This is a genomic window from Streptomyces sp. NPDC039462, from assembly GCF_055639375.1.
In genome coordinates, this window is record NZ_JBVKAO010000009.1 from 253601 (window position 1) to 273150 (window position 19550).

Sequence of the window (19550 nt, forward strand, 5' to 3'; positions counted from 1 at the left end):
CGCTAGGGGGCGACGGCCGATCATGGCTTGACCTGCGGAAATGCTGGCTACTTCGTCGAGCGACCCACCTGGACCGTGATCGTCGAGCCGTCCTTGGGCTGCTTGATGATCTTGATCTGCGTGTTGGTGTCAGTGACCTTCACGCTGCCCGTGGGGTTCGAGGCGTACCAGTAGGTGCCCTTGCGGTCGTCGAAGACCGGGACGCCCTTCTGGGACTTGATCTTCAGCGCGACGTCCGCGTTGTGGAGCGTGAACGAGTCGGTCGCGTACTTGCTGAAGGGCGCGTCGAACGGCTGGATCTTGTTGCGCAGGAGCGAGCCGTCCTTCCACTTCAGCGGCTTGGCGTGCGCGTCGACCGGCAGGATCAGGCCCTGGCCGGGGTGCTGGCTGGTGTTGTTGTCCTTCTGGGAGGTGTCCCACTGCCAGACCATCAGGCCGGTCTGGTACGGGTAGTGCTCGACCCAGTCGGGACGGGACTGCGAGAAGCCGAAGTTGTACGGGCCGACCTTCAGGGTCTTGTCGTACGACACGTACTGGCGGTTCTCGGCGAGGTAGTACTGGTCGTACTTCTTGGTGAAGGACTCGCCGATGCGCGAGAAGCCCTTCGCCGTCCAACCGTTGTCGTCGCCCTCGGCGCCGTCCTCGAACAGCTTGGCGCCGTCCGCGGTGATGGCGAGCGCGTCGGCCGTGAAGCCCTTGCCGCCCGCGCCGCCGTCGGTGGCGTAGCGGAAGCGGATGTCGATCTTCTTGCCGGCGTAGGCGTCGAGCGGGAAGACGAGCTTCTTGTACGCGCCGGAGACACCGGTCAGCGCGGGCTTGTCACCGGCGTCACGGGTGATCGGCTTGCCGTCCGCGGTGCCGTCCACCGGCGTGTAGTTGGCGCCGCCGTCCGTCGAGACCTCGGTGTAGAGGTAGTCGTAGTTGGCCTCGATGTCCCACCAGCCGCTCAGCGAGAGCTCGGCCTTGGACTTGCCGGTCAGGTCGACGGAGCGCGTGAGGGTGTTCTTGAGGTCGTCGCCCTGGTCGCTCCACCACTGCTTGGCGCCCTCGGCGGGCTTCACGATCTTGGTGGTGACGGCCTTCTTCGGCAGGTCGACGAGGAGCGCCTGACGGTGCCGGGTGTTGTACTCCGCGACGCCCAGCTTGTGCTCGGACGTCGTGGCCGCCTTCGCCTTGGCGTAGTCGAGCCAGCCCAGCTGGAACTTGTCCCAGGCGGTCATGTCGCCCGGCAGGTCGCCGATGGCGTCCTTGCCGGTGCCGAGCCAGGAGCCGGCCGACATCAGCGACCAGAAGCCGACCGAGTTCTCGCCCTTGCCCGTGGTGTCGTACAGGTCGGGCAGGCCGAGGTCGTGGCCGTACTCGTGGGCGAAGACGCCGAGGCCGCCGTTCTCCGGCTGCATCGTGTAGTCGCCGACCCAGATGCCCGAGTCGCCGATCTGGGTGCCGCCGGCCTTGTTGTTGCCGGGACCCGTGCGGCCCGCGTCGTTGCCGTACGCGTACCAGCGGTGCGCCCACAGGGCGTTCTCGCCCTCGGCGCCGCCGCCGGCCGACTCGTCCTCGCCCGCGTGGACGATCTGGAAGTGGTCGATGTAGCCGTCGGGCTCGTTGAAGTCGCCGTCGTTGTCGAAGTCGTAGCGGTCCCAGAGGTCGTACTTGGCCAGGTCCGCCTTGATCTGCGCGTCCGTGCGGCCCGCGTCCTTCTGGGCCTTCGTCCAGGCGGTCACGCCGTCCTTGACCGCGTCCCAGACGTTGGCGCAGTTGGTGTCGCCGCAGTAGTTCGAGCCGTAACGCGCCTCGTTGTAGTCGACCTTGACCCAGTCGGAGACCTCGCCGTCGACCGAGTAGCGGCCCGAGGAGGTCTTCTCGTAGTAGGTCTTCAGCGAGTGCTTGGTCTTGCCCTTGCTGTCCTTGCCCTCACCGAAGTAGAGGTCCTGGAAATGCTTGCGGTTGTAGTCCTTCTGCCAGGCCGTGCTGTTGTCCTTCGCACGGTCCGGCTTGGCTATCTTGTTGTGCAGCGGGCCGGGCTTGCCGCCGTACTTCTTGACGGGCTGCTCCGGGCCCTCGGGGCCGTCCGGGTCGTACATGGTCGTGTCGTCGACCTTGTTCCCGAACTCCACCAGGATCGTGAAGATCTTGTCGGTCTTCTCGCGGCCCAGCTCGACGTACTTCTTGTCGTCGAGCTTGACGACCTTGGAGGCGCCCCGCTTCTGCACCTTGGCGTCGCCCTCGACGACCTGCTGCAGGGCGGCCTTGCGCTGCTGCGCCTGCTGCTTGCTGAACGGTCCGTCCAGGTCGTGGTCGACATGCGCCTTCGGGTGCGCCGGGTCCTGCCGGTCGATGGCCGGCGCCCCGCCCGATGCGCCGTCCTCCGCCGAGGCCGTCGCTGCCGTCGCCGCCGAGAACGTCGCGGCGGCCGCGGCCATCGCCACGGCCACCGCGGTGGCTCTGAACGTCCGTGTTCTGGCTGTCACTTGATGTTGTCCTCCCCCGCGCCCGCGCGAAAATGGCGGACCGAAATTCCCGGTCGGAGGGGGGTCCGCGCGCGATGTACGCGTCACAAGTGACGACATTCGACCGGAAGTACGGGAGAAAAGACAGACCTTGACTTGGACAGGCCAAGTGCACTATGCAGACGCCGGGGTCCGGTATCCGGACATGGGGCACTGCTCCACGCGCATGGTCAACGGGCGCGCCGCACCGTCCACTTACTGGACGCCATGAACCCGTGCGCCCCCTGTGCTGCGGCACCGTGGGTTAGGTCACGCTTACTGCCCGTTCCCGTCGGGCATGGAGCGTCATAGAGTCAATCGACGGTGCGCCACCGCGCATGGCGGCACATCCCAAGTCGCCGGCGTCGAGGCCCCTTTGATTCGTAAACGTTCGTTCACACATCCGCATCCGCCCCCGCGGCCACAAGCCGTGGGGGGATCACTGCCGAGGACGGATCACGTCATGCCTCGTCCCATGCCACGTCCGACCACCGCACAGATCACCTACGGTTCGGTGACCGTCGTCTTCTCGACCCTCGCGATGCTGCTGCTCTCCCGGACCGCCTCGGGAGTCGGTATCGCGGTGATAGCCCTGGCCGCGCTCGGCCTCGGCTTATTGGTCGCCATGACGGTTCCGCTGCCGAGGCGTCCCGAGAAACCCGCGGCGCCGCTCGCGCGCACGGTGCCGGCGGCCGCCCCCGCCGACACGCGCGTACCGGCGCGGCACGCCGCGGTGCCTAGGCGCTGACCACCACCGTCTTGGCGGCCTTGTCGTGCAGGCCCTGCTTGTAGGGCTTGTCGAAGAAGCTCCAGCCGCCACAGATGACCGTCCAGACACAGGCGCAGCAGAACGCGAACGGCAGCCAGAGGACGGCCGCGCGGGCCAGCGCGGTCTGCAGGGTGGGCGTGGCACCGTCGTTGAGGTTGGCGACCCGCATCCCCAGCCACTTCTTGCCGAGTGTCTGCCCGGTCCTGGAGATCAGATAGGTGTCGTACGCGATGTAGAGCACGGCGGCCAGCAGCGACTGGCCGAACGACTTGCCCGTGTTCACCTCGTCCGGGTCGATGTCGTACGCCGCCGTGCCGAACAGCCACGACAGCAGGCCGACGACGATGCCCACCAGAACCATGTCGATGATGCGGGCGAGCACACGCTTGCCGCTGTCGGCGAGCGGAGGCATCCCGGCGAGGGGATCCTGTCCGCCGTAGCCACCGGGTCCGCCGCCGTACGGGTCGCCGTCGTACGGAGGGGGCGGGGCGCCGTAGGGAGAGCCGCCGCCCGCTCCCGGGGGCGGGGGCCCCGAACCGGGGGGCGGGGTGTCGTACGGGGACCCGCCTCCGCCGCCCTGCGGGGGCTGCGGCGGCCGCTTCTTGAACGGGTCGTCGTCCGGTGACGGGTATTGCGGCGGTTCGGTGCTCATGGCCCGAGTCGACCGCGCCGGTCCGGGCTCCGCATCCGGCGAGCGGCCGACCGGGTTACGCGACCTCGGCGCTGCTCACCCCGCGACGAAGGTGTTCGCCGCCTTGTCGTGCCAGCACTGGCGCCACGGCCGGTCGAAGAGGCACCAGACCACGCCGACGACGCCGATCACGAGCACGCCCGGCACGCTGTACACCAGCCAGCGCTTCAGCGCCGCCCCGAACGTCGGCGCCTCGTGCTCCTCGATGTCCCGCACCTCGATGCCGCACACCTTCTTGCCCAGGGTGCGGCCCCACTTGGCGGTGGGCAGCGCCTCGTACACGACGCCGAAGAGCAGCAGGACGGCGAGGATCATGCCGAGGTAGCCCGCGGTGGTGCCGTCGAGCAGCCAGACCGTGGTCTTCTCGCCGGAGAGCTTCGCCGCGTCGATCTTGCTGTCGATGTGGTCGGCGGCCTTGGTGCCGAGGGGCAGCGCGGCGGCGCCGGTGACGACGGCGAGGACGAGGGTGTCGAGGAGCCGTGCGGCGAGGCGCCTGCCGAGTCCCGCGGGGCGGGCCGCGGCCTGGGCCTGCGCGACGGCGAGGAACGGGTCCGCGGCGACGGGCTTCCACGGCACGACGGGCTGTCCCTCGCCCTGCTGGGCGGGGGCCGGTTCGGCCGGGCCCTGCGCGAGCTGGTGCACCTGCTGCGCCCACGACTGCGAGCCACCGCCGGGCCCGGAGGTGACGGGTGCGGGGACACCACCTTGCTGCGGCACGGAGGTCTGAGGCTGCGGGGCCCGGGCCTGAGGCGTGGCCGCCTGCGGGGGTACGCCACCCTGCTGCGGTACGGAGGGCTGCTTGGACTTGGGCCGGATCGCGCGGATGGACATGGTGCCGTCGGTGCCGGCCGACGGGGTGGGCCGGCGGAACGTCACTGTGCCCTCGCCGGCGGTCGGCTTGGCGGCGCCCGGCTTCACGGCGCGGATGGTGACCGTGCCGGGGTTGCTGTCCTCGTGCGAGGGGCTCTCGGCGGCGGCTTCGGCGCGGGGCGCCGTGTCCTCGGTCACCCGGGGAGCGCTCGGCTCCTGGGCATCGCCCCAGGAAACCCGTCGCTCCTGCTCGGCACCGAGTCCGGCCTGCCGCCCCGCATCGGCCTGCCAGGCAGTAGCAGGCTCGGGCCGCCCCCCGTGCTGCCCCTGCCCGACCCGACCTTGCCCCGACGCGACTTGTCCCGACCCGGACTGTCCCGGCAGGGCTTGGCCCGACGCAGCCTGGCTCTGCGGCCCGGGCTGCCCCGAGGCGCCCTGCCCCGGCGCGACTTGCCCCGACACGGCGTGGCCCGCCGCGCCCTGGCCCGGCACGGAGTGCCCGGGCGGGAATTGACCCTGTGCCGCCTGCCCTGACACAGCCTGCCCCGCCGCGGACGAGCCCGTCGGAGGCGAGCCCGTCCCAGTCGTCCCCTCCGTGAGCGGGCCCGTCGCGATCGGGCCCGTGTCAGGGGGGCCCGTTTCGAACTGGCCCGTCTGGGGGTGGTGTTCGTCGAAGAAGACGGGGCCCGTTTCCTCCGTGCGGGAGGGGGTGGGTGCGCCCGGCGGGGGCGGGAGGGGTTCGCCGTCGGACGGGGCGGGGCGGCTCGTGCCGGGGACCCAGGCGGTGCCGTTCCAGTACCGGACATATCCGGGAATGGACGGGTCGGGGTAGTAGCCTTCGCGAGGCCGTTCGTCGCCTGGGGCCGGAGTTGGGGCGCTCATGTCCGTCGTCCCGTATCTGCTCGGGGGTCTTCTGGGGGCTCCACATCTATCAGACCTCCGTGTCCCACCGGGCGGCTCCCGCCCTTCCGAACCACTTTCCGGGCACGCTCCCCACACTTCCCCCGCGTCCCCCGCACCCCGCCCCGAAGTCGTACGAAGAAATTTCCCGAAGCCGCGTAATGCTCCGGCGATCCCGCCCTCTCCACTCGTACGGGTCCGGTCCCAGGACCCCCGCAGAGAAGAAGGGCATCGACATGCACTCCGTGGTGGAACGCGAGCTGGAGCTCAAACTGGTCCTCTCCCCGGAGCGGGCCATCCCCGTCCCGGCCCGCCTCACCTACCGCACCGACGACCCCTACGCCGTCCACATCGCCTTCCACATCGGCTCCGAGCACCCGGTGAACTGGACGTTCGCCCGCGAGCTCCTGGTGGAGGGGGTGTTCAGGCCGTGCGGCCACGGCGACGTACGCGTCTGGCCGACGAAGGTGGACGGCCGCAGCGTCGTCCTGATGGCCCTGAGCTCGCCGGACGGCGACGCCCTCCTGGAGGCGCCGGCCGCCGCCGTGTCCGCCTGGCTGGAGCGGACGCTGCGCGTGGTCCCGCCGGGCTCCGAGGGCGAGCAGCTCGGCATCGACGACGGCCTCGCCGAGCTGCTCGCGCCCGCCGCAGGCCGAGGCCGCGTGGACGAGCTGTGGCTGCGCGACCCGTGGCCCTCGGACGAGTCCAAGGACGGTGAGTGAGCTCCGCCGCCACGGGGGCGACCACGGAGCGGACACACGGTCAGAACAATTTGCCCGGGTTGAGGAGTGAGTGCGGGTCGAAGGCCGCCTTGACGGCCCGCTGCATCTCCACTCCCACCGGGCCGATCTCGCGCGCCAGCCACTCCTTCTTCAGGACGCCGACCCCGTGCTCGCCGGTGATCGTGCCGCCGAGCTCCAGACCGAGGGCCATGATCTCGTCGAAGGACTCGCGGGCGCGCCGGCCCTCGTCGGGGTCCGCCGCGTCGAAGCAGACGGTGGGGTGGGTGTTGCCGTCGCCGGCGTGCGCGCAGACCCCGATGGTCAGGCCGTACTTCTCGCCGATGCGCTCGACGCCGTCGAGCATCTCCGCGAGCCGGGAGCGGGGCACGCACACGTCGTCGATCATCGTGGTGCCCTTGACGGCTTCGAGCGCGGTGAGCGACAACCGCCGCGCCTGGAGGAGGAGTTCCGACTCGGCGGCGTCCTCGGCCGGGACGACCTGCGTGGCGCCCGCGGCCTCGCAGAGCGCGCCGACCGCGGCGAGGTCGGCCGTCGGGTCGGGGGTGTCGAAGGCGGCGAGGAGCAGCGCTTCGGTGGTCTCGGGCAGGCCCATGTGGGCGAGCGCGTTGACGGCCTTGACCGTCGTACGGTCCATCAGTTCGAGGAGCGAGGGGACGTGGCCGCCCGCCATGATCGCGCAGATGGCGTCGCAGGCGGCCCCGGCCGTCGGGAACTCCGCCGCGAGGACGAGCTGTCGCGGCGGCTCGGGCCGCAGCGCGAGGACGGCGCGGACGACGATGCCGAGGCTGCCCTCGGAGCCGACGAAGAGCCGCGTCAGGTCGTATCCGGCGACGCCCTTGGCAGTGCGGCGCCCTGTGCTCATGAGGCGCCCGTCGGCGAGGACGACGTCGAGCCCGAGGACGTACTCCGCGGTGACGCCGTACTTCACGCAGCACAGACCTCCGGAGGCGGTGCCGATGTTCCCGCCGATGGTGCACATCTCCCAGCTGGAGGGGTCCGGCGGGTAGTACAGGCCGTGCTCGCCGACCGCCCGGGACAGCGTGGCGTTGACGACGCCCGGCTCGACGACGGCGATCCGGTCGACGGGGCTGATCTCCAGGATGCGGTCCATCTTGACGAGGGACAGGACGATGCAGCCCTCGCTGGCGTTGGCGGCGCCGGACAGGCCGGTGCGGGCGCCCTGCGGGACGACGGGGACGCGCAGCTCGGTGGCGGTGCGCATCACGTGCTGGACCTGTTCGACGGTGCGGGGCAGGACCACGACGGCCGGGGTGCCCGCGTCGCAGAAGCTCGCCATGTCGTGGGAGTACGCGGAGGTCACGTCCGGGTCGGTGAGGACCGCCTCGGCCGGGAGGCCCTCCTGAAGGAGGTCGATGAGGGTGCGGCTCATGATCACAGCCTCGCACCCGGGGCCATCGGTGTGAACCCGTGTGCGACGCCGTTCCGCAGGCCGGGATGTGCTCTTCGTATGGACGGCAGTGGCGCACAGTGAGCGTCATGAGGCCTTCGGTGAAGCGTGTGCTGATCGGCTCCGTGGCGGGGAGCGTGGTGATCGGCAGTGCGTATGTGCTGCTGCCGCGGGACGGCGGGGACGCGGCGCCGCCCGCGCTCGGCCCGGCGGGGCGGGCGATGGTGGCCGTGGGGGCGGGGATGCCCGCCGCGCTGCCGGATCTGACGGCGCTGATCGGGGAGCGCGAGGCGCATCTGCGGGCGCACCCCGGCGACGAGCAGTCCTGGGCGGTGCTCGGCTCCGCGTATGTGGCGAAGGGCGTGCGGACCGCCGACTTCGCGAATTACCCGAAGGCCGAGAGCGCGCTGCGCACCTCGCTCAGGACGCGGCCCGAGGGGAACCCGGAGGCCCTGACCGGTCTTGCCACGCTCGCCAATGCCCGGCACGACTTCCGGGCGGCCCGGAAGTGGGGCGAGCTCGCGGTGCGGCAGGCGCCGAAGCGGTGGACGGCGTATCCCGCGCTGATCGACGCGTACAGCGGGCTCGGGGACACGAAGGCGGCGGGCAAGGCCCTGGAGTCCCTGCAGAAGCTGGGCTCGGGCGCCGCGGTCCTGACGCGGACCGGGCAGGTCTACCGCAACCGCGGCTGGCGCGAGGACGCGAACGCGGCGCTGACCGACGCGGCGGCGCTCGCGGAGGCCCCGGCGGAGAAGGCGGCGGCGCTGCACCGGGTCGGGGAGCTGGCGTGGGAGCGGGGCGAGCCGACGGAGGCGCTGCGCTATTACGACGTGGCGCTCGCCACGGAGGCCGACCACCATCCGTCGCTGGCGGGCCGGGGCCGTGCCCTCGCCGCCCTCGGCCGGACATCGGAGGCGCTGCAGGCCTACCGGTCGGCGCTCATCCGGCATCCGCTGCCCGAGTACGCCCTGGAGCTGGGCGAGTTGTACGAGTCGTTGAAGCTGGGTCCCGCGGCGCGGGCGCAGTACGACGTGCTGCGGACCCGGGTGCGGCAGGGCGGTGCGGGCGGCGTCAACAACCAGCGGATCCTCGGCCTCTTCGAGGCGGACCACGGCGACGCGGACGCGGCGGTGAAGCGGCTCACCGCGGAGTACAAGCGGCACGGCAGTCCGGAGACGGCGGACGCGCTGGGCTGGGCGCTGCACAGGTCGGGGGACGGCGAGGCGGGCCTGAAGCTGGTCACGAAGGCGATGGACAAGGGGCCGCGCAGCGCCCTGTTCGCCTACCACCGCGGGCAGATCGAGCGGGAGCTCGGCTGGTACGGCGCCGCGCGCCGCCACCTGCGGGAGGCGCTGCGCGTCAACCCGTACTTCTCGCCGCTCGGCGTGCCCGCGGCGAAGAAGGCCCTGAAGGCGCTGGGCGAGCCGCCGGAGGGCGGCCCCGAGCAGGTGTACGCGCCGAGCGGGGAGGTGGCTCCGCCGCTGCCCCGGCCACGGCAGACGCCGCCGCGCAAGCAGCCGCAAGCCAAGCCGTCACCCCGCGACTGAGTCCGGTCCCGGCACCGGGCCCCACGGCGCTTCGAGTGCGGCCCGCAGGGCGTCGGCCGGGGCCGGGCCGATGCGGTCGGCGAGCAGTTCCTCCAGTCGGGTGAGGACGGTGGTCGCCTCGTGGTGGGCGCGCTCGCCCTGGGGGGTGCGGCGGATGAGCCGCTGCCGGGCGGACGCGGGGTCGGGGACCTGCTCCAGGAGTCCGGCGCCGACGAGGCCGTGCACGGCCTGGTGGGCGGTCTGGCGGGTGACGCCCATGCGGCGGGCCAGTTCGGAGACGGTGGTGCCGTCGTCGTCGAGGACGGCGAAGAGCTGCACCTGCGTCAGGGAGACGGGCGGGGCGCCGGTCGTCTCCATGGCGGCGAGGAGGCCCTCCTCGAACCAGCGGCGGGCCTCACCGAGGAGCTGGGGCAGGTTGCGTCGAACGGGTTTCTCGGTCATTAATGTCAGGGTACCTGACATTGCCGGGCCGCACGGTGGTCCGGCGATGCCTTCAGTGCCCGAGCCGCGAGGAGCACCCCCATGACCATCGAGTACGCCACCCGCTACCGCCGCACCTCCCACATCCCCCCGGAGCCCGGCAAGCCCTACTTCATCGAGAAGGGCGACGGCGACCGCGCCCACCTGTTCGGGGACCTCGTCACCGTCTACGCGGGCGGCGAGCAGACCGAGAACACCTTCAACTTCTTCACCGTCGAGGGCCCCAAGGGCGACCTCATACCGGCCCACGTGCACGCCGACACCCACGAGGTCTTCTACGTCACGCAGGGCGCCGTCCGGCTCTTCGTCGAGGACACCGAGGGCATCCAGCAGGAGAAGCTGCTCACCCCCGGCGACTTCGGCTTCGTACCGAAGAACTGCACGCACGCCTACCGCATGGAGCGCCACCACAGCCAGGTCGTCGGCGTCGCCGCGGGCCCCGGCGGCACGTTCGAGCGCTTCTTCGAGAACCTCGGCGCGCCCGCTGAGGACCACGGCCTGCCGCACCGGCCGCTGATCCCCGAGCCCCACAAGTTCGGCACCGTTCCCAAGCAGTACGACGTGAACTTCCTGCCCGACCACCAGTGGCGGACCCGGTGACGGGGCCCGCACTCCGCGAGCTGATCGCCGCGCCCCACCCCGACGTCGCTCCCCTGCCGCCCCCGGCGGTGCGCGCGCCCGGCGTACGCGAACTGCGCGGCGTGCCCTACCGCCAGGACCGGGGCAGCCGCCCCCTGGAACTCGACCTGTGGCTGCCCGGGACCGCCCCCGCGGCGGGGCCGGCGCCGCTGGTGCTCTTCGTGCACGGCGGCGCCTGGCTCCAGGGGCGCCGCGACGACATGGGGATGCGCACCCGGCACTGGTCGCCGGGGCCGTTCGCGCGGATCGCCGCCGCCGGTCTCGCCGTGGCCTGCGTCGACTACCGGCTCAGCGGCGAGGCAGACTTCCCCGGCCCGCTCGACGACCTGCGGGACGCGCTGCGCTGGCTCACCCTGCGCGGTGCGGAACTGGGCGTCGACGCCGGACGGACCGTGGTCTGGGGCGAGTCGGCGGGCGGCCACCTCGCCTCGCTGCTCGCCCTGACCCACGAGGAGGGCGCCGTCGCCGGGGCCGTGATCTGGTACGGGCCGAGCGATCTGACCGCCCCGCGCGGCCACTTCACCCCGGAGGACCCCGCGACTCCCGAGGCGCTCCTGCTCGGCGCGGCCCCGGCGACGGTCCCGGAGCGGGCGCGGGGGGCGAGCCCGCTGCCCCGGGTCCGCCCGGGCGCCCCGCCGTTCCTGCTGGTGCACGGCGACGCGGACACGATGGTGGACCACTCCCACAGCGCGTCGCTGGCCGCCGCGCTGGAGCGGGCCGGGGCACCGGCGGAGCTGTGGACGGTCCCGGGCGCGGACCACGGCTGGCACGGTGTGGCCGACGCGGAGGTCGAGCGGATCTTCGCGCGCTCGCTGGAGTTCGCGCGGCGACGCACATCGGCCTGAACGGCGGCAACGCCGGACAGGCTGGGGGAATCCAGCCTGTCCGGCGTTTGAGGACGAGCAGGGCGCAGCCCGCGACGAACGGTGCCTAAAGATTGCCCCGCTTCTCCTGCTCGCGCTCGATCGCCTCGAAGAGCGCCTTGAAGTTGCCCTTGCCGAAGCCCATCGAGCCGTGCCGCTCGATCATCTCGAAGAAGACGGTCGGGCGGTCCTGGACCGGCTTGGTGAAGATCTGGAGCAGGTAGCCGTCCTCGTCGCGGTCGACGAGGATCTTCAGCTCGCGCAGGGTCTCGACGGGCACGCGGGTCTCACCGGCCCACTCGCCGAGGGTGTCGTAGTACGAGTCGGGGGTGTCCAGGAACTGGACGCCCTGCGCGCGCATCGTGCGCACGGTCTCGACGATGTCGTTCGTGGCGAGCGCGATGTGCTGGACGCCGGCGCCGCCGTAGAACTCCAGGTACTCGTCGATCTGCGACTTCTTCTTGGCGATGGCGGGCTCGTTGATCGGGAACTTGACCTTCAGCGTCCCGTCCGCGACCACCTTCGACATCAGCGCGCTGTACTCGGTCGCGATGTCGTCGCCCACGAACTCCTTCATGTTCGTGAAGCCCATGACCTTGTTGTAGAAGCCGACCCACTCGTTCATCTTGCCGAGCTCGACGTTGCCGACGCAGTGGTCGATCGCCTGGAAGGTGCGCTTGGCGGGCGGCTCGACGATCGGGTTCGCGGGCACGAAACCGGGCAGATACGGGCCGTCGTAGTCGGTGCGCTCCACCAGGGTGTGGCGGGTCTTGCCGTACGTGGCGATGGCGGCGAGCACGACCGTGCCGTTCTCGTCCTTCTCCTCGTACGGCTCGGTGATGCCGCGGGCGCCGTGCTCGACGGCGTAGGCGTACGCGGCGCGCGCGTCCGGCACCTCGATGGCGAGGTCGATGACGCCGTCGCCGTGCTCGGCCACGTGGGAGGAGAGGAAGTGACCCCAGTCCGTGGAGGGCTTGATGACGGAGGTGAAGACGAAGCGCGCACCGCCGTTGGTGAGGACGTAACTCGCGGTCTCGCGGCTGCCGTTCTCCGGTCCGGAGTAGGCGACCAGCTTCATGCCGAACGCCGTGGAGTAGTAGTGCGCGGCCTGCTTGGCGTTGCCCACGGCGAAGACGACCGCGTCCATTCCCTTCACCGGGAAGGGGTCGGCCTCGCGCGCGGTGTCAGGGGTGTGAGTGGTGGTCTCAGTCATGCTGTGAGACTCCCGCCGAACCGCAAGGTGCGCAATAGTTCGCGTTTTCAGTGGTCAATCTGCCCAGTGGGTGACCAGGATGGGCGGGCTATCTGTACATCATGACCACCGTGGAGGCGTCATGGCGATCGATCATCTGGACGGCAGACTCATCGTGCTGCTGGCACGGGAGCCGCGTATCGGGGTTCTTGAGGCGTCCCGCAGGCTCGGGGTCGCGCGCGGCACGGTGCAGGCGCGGATGGACCGGCTTCAGTCCAATGGAGTCATCCGGGGCTTCGGCCCCGAGGTCGATCCGGCGGCGCTCGGCTATCCCGTGACGGCCTTCGCGACGCTGGAGATCAAACAGGGCCAGGGCGCGGACGTACGCGCGCATCTGGCGACCGTCGCCGAGGTGCTCGAACTGCACACCATCACCGGTCACGGCGATATGCTCTGCCGCCTCGTGGCCCGGTCGAACGCCGATCTCCAACGTGTGATCGACCGGGTCGTGGGCTTTGATGGCATCGTCCGGGCCTCCACGGCGATCGTCATGGAAAACCCCGTTCCGCTGCGGATCATCCCGCTGGTGGAGCAGGCGTCCGAAGACCCCTGAGTTCCTTCGGAAAGACGAGGTGAGCACTTCAGTGAACTTCTGGGACTACCTCGGCAACCGCCACCAGCAACTGCTGACGGACGCGTATCAACACGCGAGCGCCGTCTTCCAGTGCATGGTCGTCGCCACCGTCATCGGCGTACTGATCGGCGTCCTCACGTACCGCAGCGAATGGGCGGGCAACCTCGCCACGACCGTCACGTCCACCATCCTCACCGTGCCGTCCCTCGCCATGATCGGCCTGCTGATCCCGGTGGTGGGGCTGGGGGTCGCGCCGACCGTCGTCGCGCTGACCCTGTACGGGCTGCTGCCGATCGTGCGCAACGCCATCGTCGGGCTGCGCGGCGTCGACCCCTCCCTTGTCGACGCCGCCAAGGGCATCGGGATGTCCCGTGCCGCCCGGCTCTTCAGGGTGGAGCTGCCGATCGCCTGGCCGCCCATCCTCACCGGCATCCGCGTCTCCACGCAGATGCTGATGGGCATCGCGGCCATCGCCGCGTACGCGTCGGGGCCCGGCCTCGGCAACGAGATCTTCCGGGGCATCGGCTCGCTCGGCAGCAAGAACGCGCTCAACCAGGTGCTCGCGGGCACGCTCGGGATCGTCGTCCTCGCGCTGCTCTTCGACGCCGCGTACGTCCTGATCGGCAGGCTGACCATTTCGAGGGGGATCCGTGCCTGAGACCACCGCCGCCTCCGGGGCCACCACCGCCTCCGGGGCCACCACCTCCGGGGCCACGATCGAGCTGGAGAACCTCACCAAGCGCTATCCGGGCAACGGCGAACCCGCCGTGGACAGCGTCAACATGGAGATCAAGGCGGGCGAGACCGTCATCCTCGTAGGGCCTTCCGGCTGCGGCAAGTCGACCACCCTGAAGATGATCAACCGCCTGATCGAGCCGACCGGCGGGCGCATCCGCATCAACGGCGAGGACGTCACCGACATCGACCCGGTGAAGCTGCGCCGCAAGGTCGGGTACGCGATCCAGTCCTCCGGCCTCTTCCCGCACATGACCGTCGCGCAGAACATCGCGCTCGTGCCGAAGATGGTCGGCTGGGGCAAGGCGAGGATCGCCTCCCGCGTCGAGGAGATGCTCGACCTGGTGGGGCTCGACCCGGCGGAGTTCCACCACCGCTATCCGCGCCAGCTCTCCGGCGGCCAGCAGCAACGCGTCGGCGTGGCCCGGGCGTTGGCGGCGGACCCGCCCGTGCTGTTGATGGACGAACCGTTCGGCGCCGTCGACCCGATCACCCGCGACCACCTCCAGGACGAGCTGATCCGGCTCCAGCACGAGCTGCACAAGACGATCGTCTTCGTCACGCACGACTTCGACGAGGCCATCAAGCTCGGCGACCGCATCGCCGTCCTGCGGGAGCGCTCGCACATCGCGCAGTTCGACACCCCCGAAGCGATCCTCACCAACCCCGCCGACGACTTCGTGTCGGGTTTCGTGGGCGCGGGCGCGGCGCTCAAGCGCCTGAACCTGACCCGCGTACGGGACGTGGAGATCGCCGACATTCCCACGGTGACCGTCGACGACCCGCTCCAGGACATCTTCGACAAGCTGCGCGGCAGCAACACCAACGAACTGCTCCTGCTCGACAAGCGCCGCCGCCCCTACAAGTGGCTGCGGCGCGGCGACCTGATGCGCGCCAAGGGTTCGCTGGCCCGCGCGGGCACCCTCGTCCACGACACGGTGACCCGCGACGCCACCCTGCGCGACGCGCTCGAAGCCGTCCTCACGGACAACGCGGGCCGCGTCGCGGTGACCGGGCGGCGCGGCGAGTACACGGGCGTCGTCGACATGGAGACGCTGATGAACTCCGTCCACGAGATGCTGGAGGCCGACCGCCTCGAAGCCGTCGAGCACCAGCACCAGCTGGAGGAGCAGCGCGCCCGGCTGACCCACTTCGAGCAGGAGGGCTACGGCGGGGAGGCGAAGGCGTGAGCGGCCCCACCGGGAGCACGCCCCGGATCCCCGACCGCAAACCGTCCCCCAGGGAACCGTCCCGCCCCGAGGGCGAGCACGAGGTCAAGGGCCTCGCCTTCCGCGACGAGGGCGAGGCCGAACTGGAGGCGCCGCCCGCCGCGCTCGCCGCCCGGCAGCCGCGCAGGGTCACCTGGCAGAAGCTGACCTTCCTGCCCGCCGTCCTCACGGTGGTCCTCCTCGCGACCTGGGGGTGGTTCCAGCAGGCCGACCTCGACTCGATCTCCAGGAACGCGCTGGCCGACGGCAACGTCTGGCTCAGGCTGCGCCAGCACATCGAACTCACGGCGATCTCGACGTTCTTCGTCCTCATCATCGCCATCCCGCTCGGCATCCTGCTGACCCGCAAGCGGCTGCGCAAAGGCGCCCCGGTGGCGATGGCCCTGGCCAACATCGGCCAGGCGACCCCGGCCATCGGCCTCCTCGCACTGCTCGTGATCTGGCTCGGCATCGGCGAGAAGGCCGCGCTGATCGGCATCATCATCTACGCAGTCCTGCCGGTCCTCTCCAACACGATCGCGGGCCTGAAGGCGAACGACCCGACGCTCCTGGAGGCGGCACGCGGCATCGGCATGTCACCGCTCGGCGTCCTGTCCAAGGTCGAACTCCCCCTGGCCGTCCCGCTGATCCTCGCGGGCGTCCGCACGGCGCTCGTCCTCAACGTCGGCACGGCGACCCTCGCCACGTTCGGCGGGGGCGGCGGCCTCGGCGACCTGATCACGACGGGCATGACCAACCAGCGGATGCCGGTCCTCATGCTCGGCTCGATCCTGACGATCGTGCTGGCGCTCCTGGTGGACTGGCTGGCCTCGCTCGCGGAACTGGTGCTGCGCCCGCGCGGCCTGGAGGTGGACGCATGAGGATCACAGCCCGCACGGCCGTCGTCGCCGTCCTGGCCGGTTCGCTGCTCACCGCCTGCGGCCTCACGAGCGGCAGCCCGATGGTGGACGACGTCAAGCCCGGCTCCATCGGCAAGGGCCTGCCCCTGAAGGGCGCCGATCTCACGGTCACCTCGAAGGAGTTCACCGAGCAGCTGATCCTCGGCGCGATCATGGGCATCGCGTTCCAGGCGGCCGGCGCGGACGTGCTGGACCGCACCGGCATCCAGGGCTCGATCGGCGCGCGCGAGGCGGTCAAGGGCGGCGACGCGGACGCCATGTACGAGTACACGGGCACGGCCTGGATCACATACCAGGGCAACACCGAGCCGATCACCGACCCGCGGAAGCAGTGGCAGGCGGTGCACGACGCGGACCTGAAGAACGGCGTCACCTGGCTCCCCCCGGCCACGCTCAACAACACGTACGCCCTGGCGATGAACCAGCGGAACGCGGCCAAGTACAGGACGAAGACGCTCTCGGACGTGGCGAAGCTGTCGAAGTCGAACCCGAAGGCCGTATCGCTGTGCGTGGAGAGCGAGTTCGCGTCGCGGGAGGACGGACTGCCCGGCATGCAGAAGAAGTACGGGATGCACGTCCCCTCCTCCAGCATCACCAAGATGGACACCGGGATCATCTACACCCAGGCCGCCAAGGGGTCGTGCACGTACGGCGAGGTCTTCACGACGGACGGCCGCATCAAGGCGATGAACCTGACGACGATGGAGGACGACAAGCACTTCTTCCCCAACTACAACGCGGCCCCCGAGATCAACAGCAAGTCGCTGAAGGAACACCCGGAGATCGCGGAGGTCCTGGCGCCCATCACGAAGAAGCTGAACAACACGGTGGCGCGGGAGCTCAACTCCAAGGTGGACGTGGAGGGCCAGGACCCGCATGAGGTGGCGAAGGACTGGCTGATCGAGGAGGGCTTCGTCAAGGAGTAGGTTCGGCCATAGTTACAAAGACTCCGTTGCAAAGGAAGCATTGCAACGGAGCCTTTGTATGCCTACGCTGACGGACATGACGGAAGAACAGGCGAGAGAACAGGCGGGCCGCAAGGTCCACCACCTCGACGCCCGCACGCTGCGCGGCCTCGCGCACCCGCTGCGGATGCGGCTCCTCAGCTCCCTGCGGCTCGACGGCCCGGCGACCGCGTCCCAACTCGCCGCCCGCCTGGGCGAGTCGAGCGGCGCGACCAGCTACCACCTGCGGCAGCTCGCGGAGTACGGCTTCGTCGAGGACGACCCGGAGCGGGGCAAGGGCAGGGAGCGGTGGTGGCGGTCGGCGCACCAGGGCACGTACACCGACGAGGACCTCATCCGCGACCAGGACCCGGAAGTGCGCGGCGCCCTCAGCACCCTCCTGCACGAGTACGCGACACAGCACGCGCAGGAGGTGAACACCTGGATCGCCACGCGGCACGAGTGGTCACAGGAGTGGGACGAGGCCGCCGACATCAGCGACTTCACCCTGGACCTGACCCCCGAACTCGCCTCCGAGCTGGCCCACAAGATCCACGACCTCGTCGAGAGCTACCGCACACCGGTGCCGGAAGGCGCCGAGGACGTCGCGAAGGTGCGCGTCCACGCCAACGTCTTCCCGAGCCGGCCGAAGGCCGAAGGCACCTGAGAGGACCGAGCCATGCACCCCGACATCCACCTGAAGCTGCACCAAGAGCGTGCGCGGGAGTTACACCTCGCGGCACCCGTACGCCGCCGCGGACCCCGTTTCCGCACTCAACTGGGCTGGACCCTGGTCGAACTGGGCCTGCGCCTGGTCAGCAGCTCGGAACCTTCCCGCCCTTTTCCAGGGCGCGCAGCGCGTCGACCGTTCCCGTCAGCGTCGTGACGGGGACCAGCCGAAGCCCCTTCGGCAGCTCCGCCTGAGCGTCCGAGCACTCGTCCTTCGGCACGAGGAAGACGGTCGCGCCGTCGCGCCGCGCGGCCTGCGTCTTCAGGGCGACACCGCCGACCGGCCCGACCTTGCCGTCGGCCGTGATCGTGCCGGTGCCCGCGATGGTGCGGCCACCCGTGAGGTCGCCGCCGCTGCCGTCGCCGTCCACCTTGTCGATGATGCCGAGCGTGAGGAACAGGCCGGCGCTCGGTCCGCCGATCTTGCCGAGGTCGGCCTTGACCTTCACCTTGTCGGTGGCGTCGACCCCGTTCGCCTTCAGGTACCGCAGTGCCGCGTCGGTGGCGGCGTCCTGCGACTTCTTCATGTCCCCGAGATTGTGCTTCTCGACTTCCTTCACGTCGTCCCCGACGGGGTAGACGGAGTCCTTCGGCATCACGGCCCGATCGCTCCGGAAGAACCCGTCGACGACGTCGTCCAGATAGACGTCCATCTGGGGCCCGGTCGCGACGATCGTGGTCATCCGAAGCTCCCCCTTGGTCTCCCGCGTGGGCACGCCGGACACCGTCAGGACGGGCTTCCCCTCGTGCTTCCCGAGGACGTCCGCCGTCCCACCCGGCTGAGCCACAGCGAACGGCAACGGCGCGAGCCCCGCGACCGCCAGCAGGGCCACGACGGGCAGAGCGCAGACGGCAAGGGCCTGGGGGCGCGTGAGACGAGAGAACGAGAACACGGGATCAATCTAACGTGAGGCCACGAGGGGCCGGGGACCCGCCCGAGGGCGAATATCAAGCCCGCCCGGCGTTCACGGACGAGCCCGAGGGGCGGAATATCAAGCCCGTCCGGCGTTTGAGGACGAGCTCGGCGCAGCCGGCGATCGACCGAGCCCCGTGATCAGCCCCGCGGCATGGGAACGAGCGCGAGGGGGATATCAAGCCCGTCCGGCGCTTGAGGACGAGCTCGGCGCAGCCGGCGACAGACCGAGCCCCGTGACCCCGCTCGCCCGCGCGGCCTCAGCGCAACGCATCGGACACCTCCCGCGCCGCGTCCACCACCCGAGGCCCCACCCGCTCCGGCACCGAGTCCGCCAGCATGACGACGCCGACGCTTCCCTCCAGGCCCGTCACGCCCACCAGCGGCGCCGCCGCCCCGCTCGCCCCGGCCTCCAGCTCCCCGTGCGTGAGCGCGTAACCGGGGTCCGTCACCAGCCCCTGCCGCGCCGCGAGGATCGCGCGGCCCGCCGCACCCCGGTCCAGCGGGTGCCGGAACCCGGTGCGGTACGCGACGTGGTAGTCCGTCCACGTGGGCTCGACCACCGCGACGGCGAGTGCCTCGGACCCGTCGACGAGGGTGAGGTGAGCCGTCGCCCCTATGTCCTCCGCGAGGGAGCGCAGCGCGGGCAGCGCGGCCTCCCGCACCAGCGGATGCACCTGGCGGCCGAGGCGGAGCACGCCGAGGCCGACGCGGGCCCGACCGCCCAGGTCCCGTCGTACCAGCGCATGCTGTTCGAGGGTGGCGAGCAGGCGGTACACCACGGTCCGGTTCACCCCGAGCTTGTTGGACAGCTCGGTGACCGTGAGGCCATGGTCGGTGTCGGCCAGCAGCTTGAGGACGCGCAGTCCTCTGTCGAGCGTCTGGGAAGTCTCCGCGGTCACGACGCCCACTCCTTAGGTGAGGGTCGGCGGCCCC

Annotated in this window: 19 protein-coding genes; 11 read left to right on the forward strand and 8 right to left on the reverse strand. The window is 70.7% G+C overall.

From position 1 onward, the window contains the following. Positions 1–47: 47 nt before the first annotated feature. Positions 48–2423, reverse strand: a complete 2376-nt coding sequence (locus ACZ7LU_RS36550) for an immune inhibitor A domain-containing protein (protein ID WP_471919288.1) — start codon at positions 2421–2423, stop codon at positions 48–50. Between the two features lie 541 nt (positions 2424–2964). Here ACZ7LU_RS36550 and ACZ7LU_RS36555 point away from each other — a divergent pair. Further along, positions 2965–3237, forward strand: coding sequence for a hypothetical protein (locus tag ACZ7LU_RS36555; RefSeq protein ID WP_470981966.1), 273 nt, complete (start codon positions 2965–2967; stop codon positions 3235–3237). Here the strand turns inward: ACZ7LU_RS36555 and ACZ7LU_RS36560 are convergent. Further along, on the reverse strand, positions 3227–3910 hold the full coding sequence (locus ACZ7LU_RS36560) for an RDD family protein (RefSeq protein ID WP_471919210.1): 684 nt from the start codon (positions 3908–3910) through the stop codon (positions 3227–3229). The genes ACZ7LU_RS36555 and ACZ7LU_RS36560 overlap by 11 nt on opposite strands. Before the next feature lie 75 nt (positions 3911–3985). Next, complete coding sequence (locus ACZ7LU_RS36565; RefSeq protein ID WP_471919211.1) at positions 3986–5641, reverse strand: RDD family protein; 1656 nt, start codon at positions 5639–5641, stop codon at positions 3986–3988. 254 nt (positions 5642–5895) lie between these two features. Between ACZ7LU_RS36565 and ACZ7LU_RS36570 the strand changes: the two genes are divergently transcribed. Continuing rightward, a complete protein-coding gene (locus ACZ7LU_RS36570) occupies positions 5896–6381 on the forward strand; it encodes an SsgA family sporulation/cell division regulator (RefSeq protein WP_468560172.1) in 486 nt (161 codons plus the stop codon). 40 nt (positions 6382–6421) lie between these two features. Here the strand turns inward: ACZ7LU_RS36570 and ACZ7LU_RS36575 are convergent, their stop codons facing one another. Next, complete coding sequence (locus ACZ7LU_RS36575; protein WP_398298266.1) at positions 6422–7792, reverse strand: FAD-binding oxidoreductase; 1371 nt, start codon at positions 7790–7792, stop codon at positions 6422–6424. A 107-nt stretch (positions 7793–7899) separates the two neighbouring features. Between ACZ7LU_RS36575 and ACZ7LU_RS36580 the strand changes: the two genes are divergently transcribed. Next, complete coding sequence (locus tag ACZ7LU_RS36580; protein ID WP_471919212.1) at positions 7900–9357, forward strand: tetratricopeptide repeat protein; 1458 nt, start codon at positions 7900–7902, stop codon at positions 9355–9357. Here the strand turns inward: ACZ7LU_RS36580 and ACZ7LU_RS36585 are convergent. Beyond that, complete coding sequence (locus ACZ7LU_RS36585; protein WP_468560167.1) at positions 9343–9798, reverse strand: MarR family winged helix-turn-helix transcriptional regulator; 456 nt, start codon at positions 9796–9798, stop codon at positions 9343–9345. The genes ACZ7LU_RS36580 and ACZ7LU_RS36585 overlap by 15 nt on opposite strands. 81 nt (positions 9799–9879) lie before the next feature. On the opposite strand from ACZ7LU_RS36585, the gene ACZ7LU_RS36590 reads away from it, so the two are divergent. Next, entirely contained in the window at positions 9880–10437 is a 558-nt protein-coding gene (locus ACZ7LU_RS36590) for a quercetin 2,3-dioxygenase (protein WP_470981965.1), read from the forward strand. Continuing rightward, on the forward strand, positions 10434–11321 hold the full coding sequence (locus tag ACZ7LU_RS36595; protein ID WP_471919213.1) for an alpha/beta hydrolase fold domain-containing protein: 888 nt from the start codon (positions 10434–10436) through the stop codon (positions 11319–11321). Before ACZ7LU_RS36590 ends, ACZ7LU_RS36595 begins: the two co-directional genes overlap by 4 nt. Before the next feature lie 85 nt (positions 11322–11406). On the opposite strand, the gene hppD is transcribed toward ACZ7LU_RS36595, so the two are convergent. Then, positions 11407–12552 carry a 4-hydroxyphenylpyruvate dioxygenase gene (gene hppD, locus ACZ7LU_RS36600; protein WP_398298276.1) on the reverse strand — a complete coding sequence of 382 codons (1146 nt, stop codon included), beginning with the start codon at positions 12550–12552 and terminating at the stop codon, positions 11407–11409. 121 nt (positions 12553–12673) lie between these two features. Between hppD and ACZ7LU_RS36605 the strand changes: the two genes are divergently transcribed. From ACZ7LU_RS36605 to ACZ7LU_RS36630, 6 genes are all read left to right on the forward strand, one after another. After that, a complete protein-coding gene (locus ACZ7LU_RS36605; protein WP_030794967.1) occupies positions 12674–13144 on the forward strand; it encodes an Lrp/AsnC family transcriptional regulator in 471 nt (156 codons plus the stop codon). 31 nt (positions 13145–13175) lie between these two features. Next, entirely contained in the window at positions 13176–13823 is a 648-nt protein-coding gene (locus tag ACZ7LU_RS36610; RefSeq protein WP_398298543.1) for an ABC transporter permease, read from the forward strand. Next, complete coding sequence (locus ACZ7LU_RS36615; RefSeq protein WP_468717070.1) at positions 13816–15090, forward strand: betaine/proline/choline family ABC transporter ATP-binding protein; 1275 nt, start codon at positions 13816–13818, stop codon at positions 15088–15090. The genes ACZ7LU_RS36610 and ACZ7LU_RS36615 overlap by 8 nt, the downstream gene beginning before the upstream one ends. A gap of 26 nt (positions 15091–15116) precedes the next feature. Then, a complete protein-coding gene (locus ACZ7LU_RS36620; protein WP_471919289.1) occupies positions 15117–15989 on the forward strand; it encodes an ABC transporter permease in 873 nt (290 codons plus the stop codon). Further along, positions 15986–16954, forward strand: a complete 969-nt coding sequence (locus ACZ7LU_RS36625; RefSeq protein ID WP_471919214.1) for a glycine betaine ABC transporter substrate-binding protein — start codon at positions 15986–15988, stop codon at positions 16952–16954. The genes ACZ7LU_RS36620 and ACZ7LU_RS36625 overlap by 4 nt, the downstream gene beginning before the upstream one ends. Positions 16955–17030: 76 nt before the next feature. Next, entirely contained in the window at positions 17031–17639 is a 609-nt protein-coding gene (locus tag ACZ7LU_RS36630) for an ArsR/SmtB family transcription factor (RefSeq protein ID WP_468560158.1), read from the forward strand. Between the two features lie 148 nt (positions 17640–17787). Here ACZ7LU_RS36630 and ACZ7LU_RS36635 read toward each other — a convergent pair whose 3' ends face one another. After that, positions 17788–18594 carry a S16 family serine protease gene (locus ACZ7LU_RS36635; RefSeq protein WP_468311937.1) on the reverse strand — a complete coding sequence of 269 codons (807 nt, stop codon included), beginning with the start codon at positions 18592–18594 and terminating at the stop codon, positions 17788–17790. Between the two features lie 280 nt (positions 18595–18874). Continuing rightward, positions 18875–19516, reverse strand: coding sequence for an IclR family transcriptional regulator (locus tag ACZ7LU_RS36640; RefSeq protein ID WP_362987159.1), 642 nt, complete (start codon positions 19514–19516; stop codon positions 18875–18877). Positions 19517–19550 lie beyond the last annotated feature (34 nt).

Excerpts from the sequence above, each read along its gene's own strand:
- ACZ7LU_RS36580 (WP_471919212.1), top strand. The coding sequence starts at position 7,900 with ATGAGGCCTTCGGTGAAGCGTGTGCTGATCGGCTCCGTGGCGGGGAGC.
- ACZ7LU_RS36560 (WP_471919210.1), bottom strand. The coding sequence starts at position 3,910 with ATGAGCACCGAACCGCCGCAATACCCGTCACCGGACGACGACCCGTTC.
- ACZ7LU_RS36590 (WP_470981965.1), top strand. The coding sequence starts at position 9,880 with ATGACCATCGAGTACGCCACCCGCTACCGCCGCACCTCCCACATCCCC.
- ACZ7LU_RS36565 (WP_471919211.1), bottom strand. The coding sequence starts at position 5,641 with ATGAGCGCCCCAACTCCGGCCCCAGGCGACGAACGGCCTCGCGAAGGC.
- ACZ7LU_RS36630 (WP_468560158.1), top strand. The coding sequence starts at position 17,031 with ATGACGGAAGAACAGGCGAGAGAACAGGCGGGCCGCAAGGTCCACCAC.
- ACZ7LU_RS36550 (WP_471919288.1), bottom strand. The coding sequence starts at position 2,423 with ATGGCCGCGGCCGCCGCGACGTTCTCGGCGGCGACGGCAGCGACGGCC.
- ACZ7LU_RS36570 (WP_468560172.1), top strand. The coding sequence starts at position 5,896 with ATGCACTCCGTGGTGGAACGCGAGCTGGAGCTCAAACTGGTCCTCTCC.
- ACZ7LU_RS36625 (WP_471919214.1), top strand. The coding sequence starts at position 15,986 with ATGAGGATCACAGCCCGCACGGCCGTCGTCGCCGTCCTGGCCGGTTCG.
- ACZ7LU_RS36555 (WP_470981966.1), top strand. The coding sequence starts at position 2,965 with ATGCCACGTCCGACCACCGCACAGATCACCTACGGTTCGGTGACCGTC.
- ACZ7LU_RS36575 (WP_398298266.1), bottom strand. The coding sequence starts at position 7,792 with ATGAGCCGCACCCTCATCGACCTCCTTCAGGAGGGCCTCCCGGCCGAG.
- ACZ7LU_RS36585 (WP_468560167.1), bottom strand. The coding sequence starts at position 9,798 with ATGACCGAGAAACCCGTTCGACGCAACCTGCCCCAGCTCCTCGGTGAG.
- hppD (WP_398298276.1), bottom strand. The coding sequence starts at position 12,552 with ATGACTGAGACCACCACTCACACCCCTGACACCGCGCGCGAGGCCGAC.
- ACZ7LU_RS36605 (WP_030794967.1), top strand. The coding sequence starts at position 12,674 with ATGGCGATCGATCATCTGGACGGCAGACTCATCGTGCTGCTGGCACGG.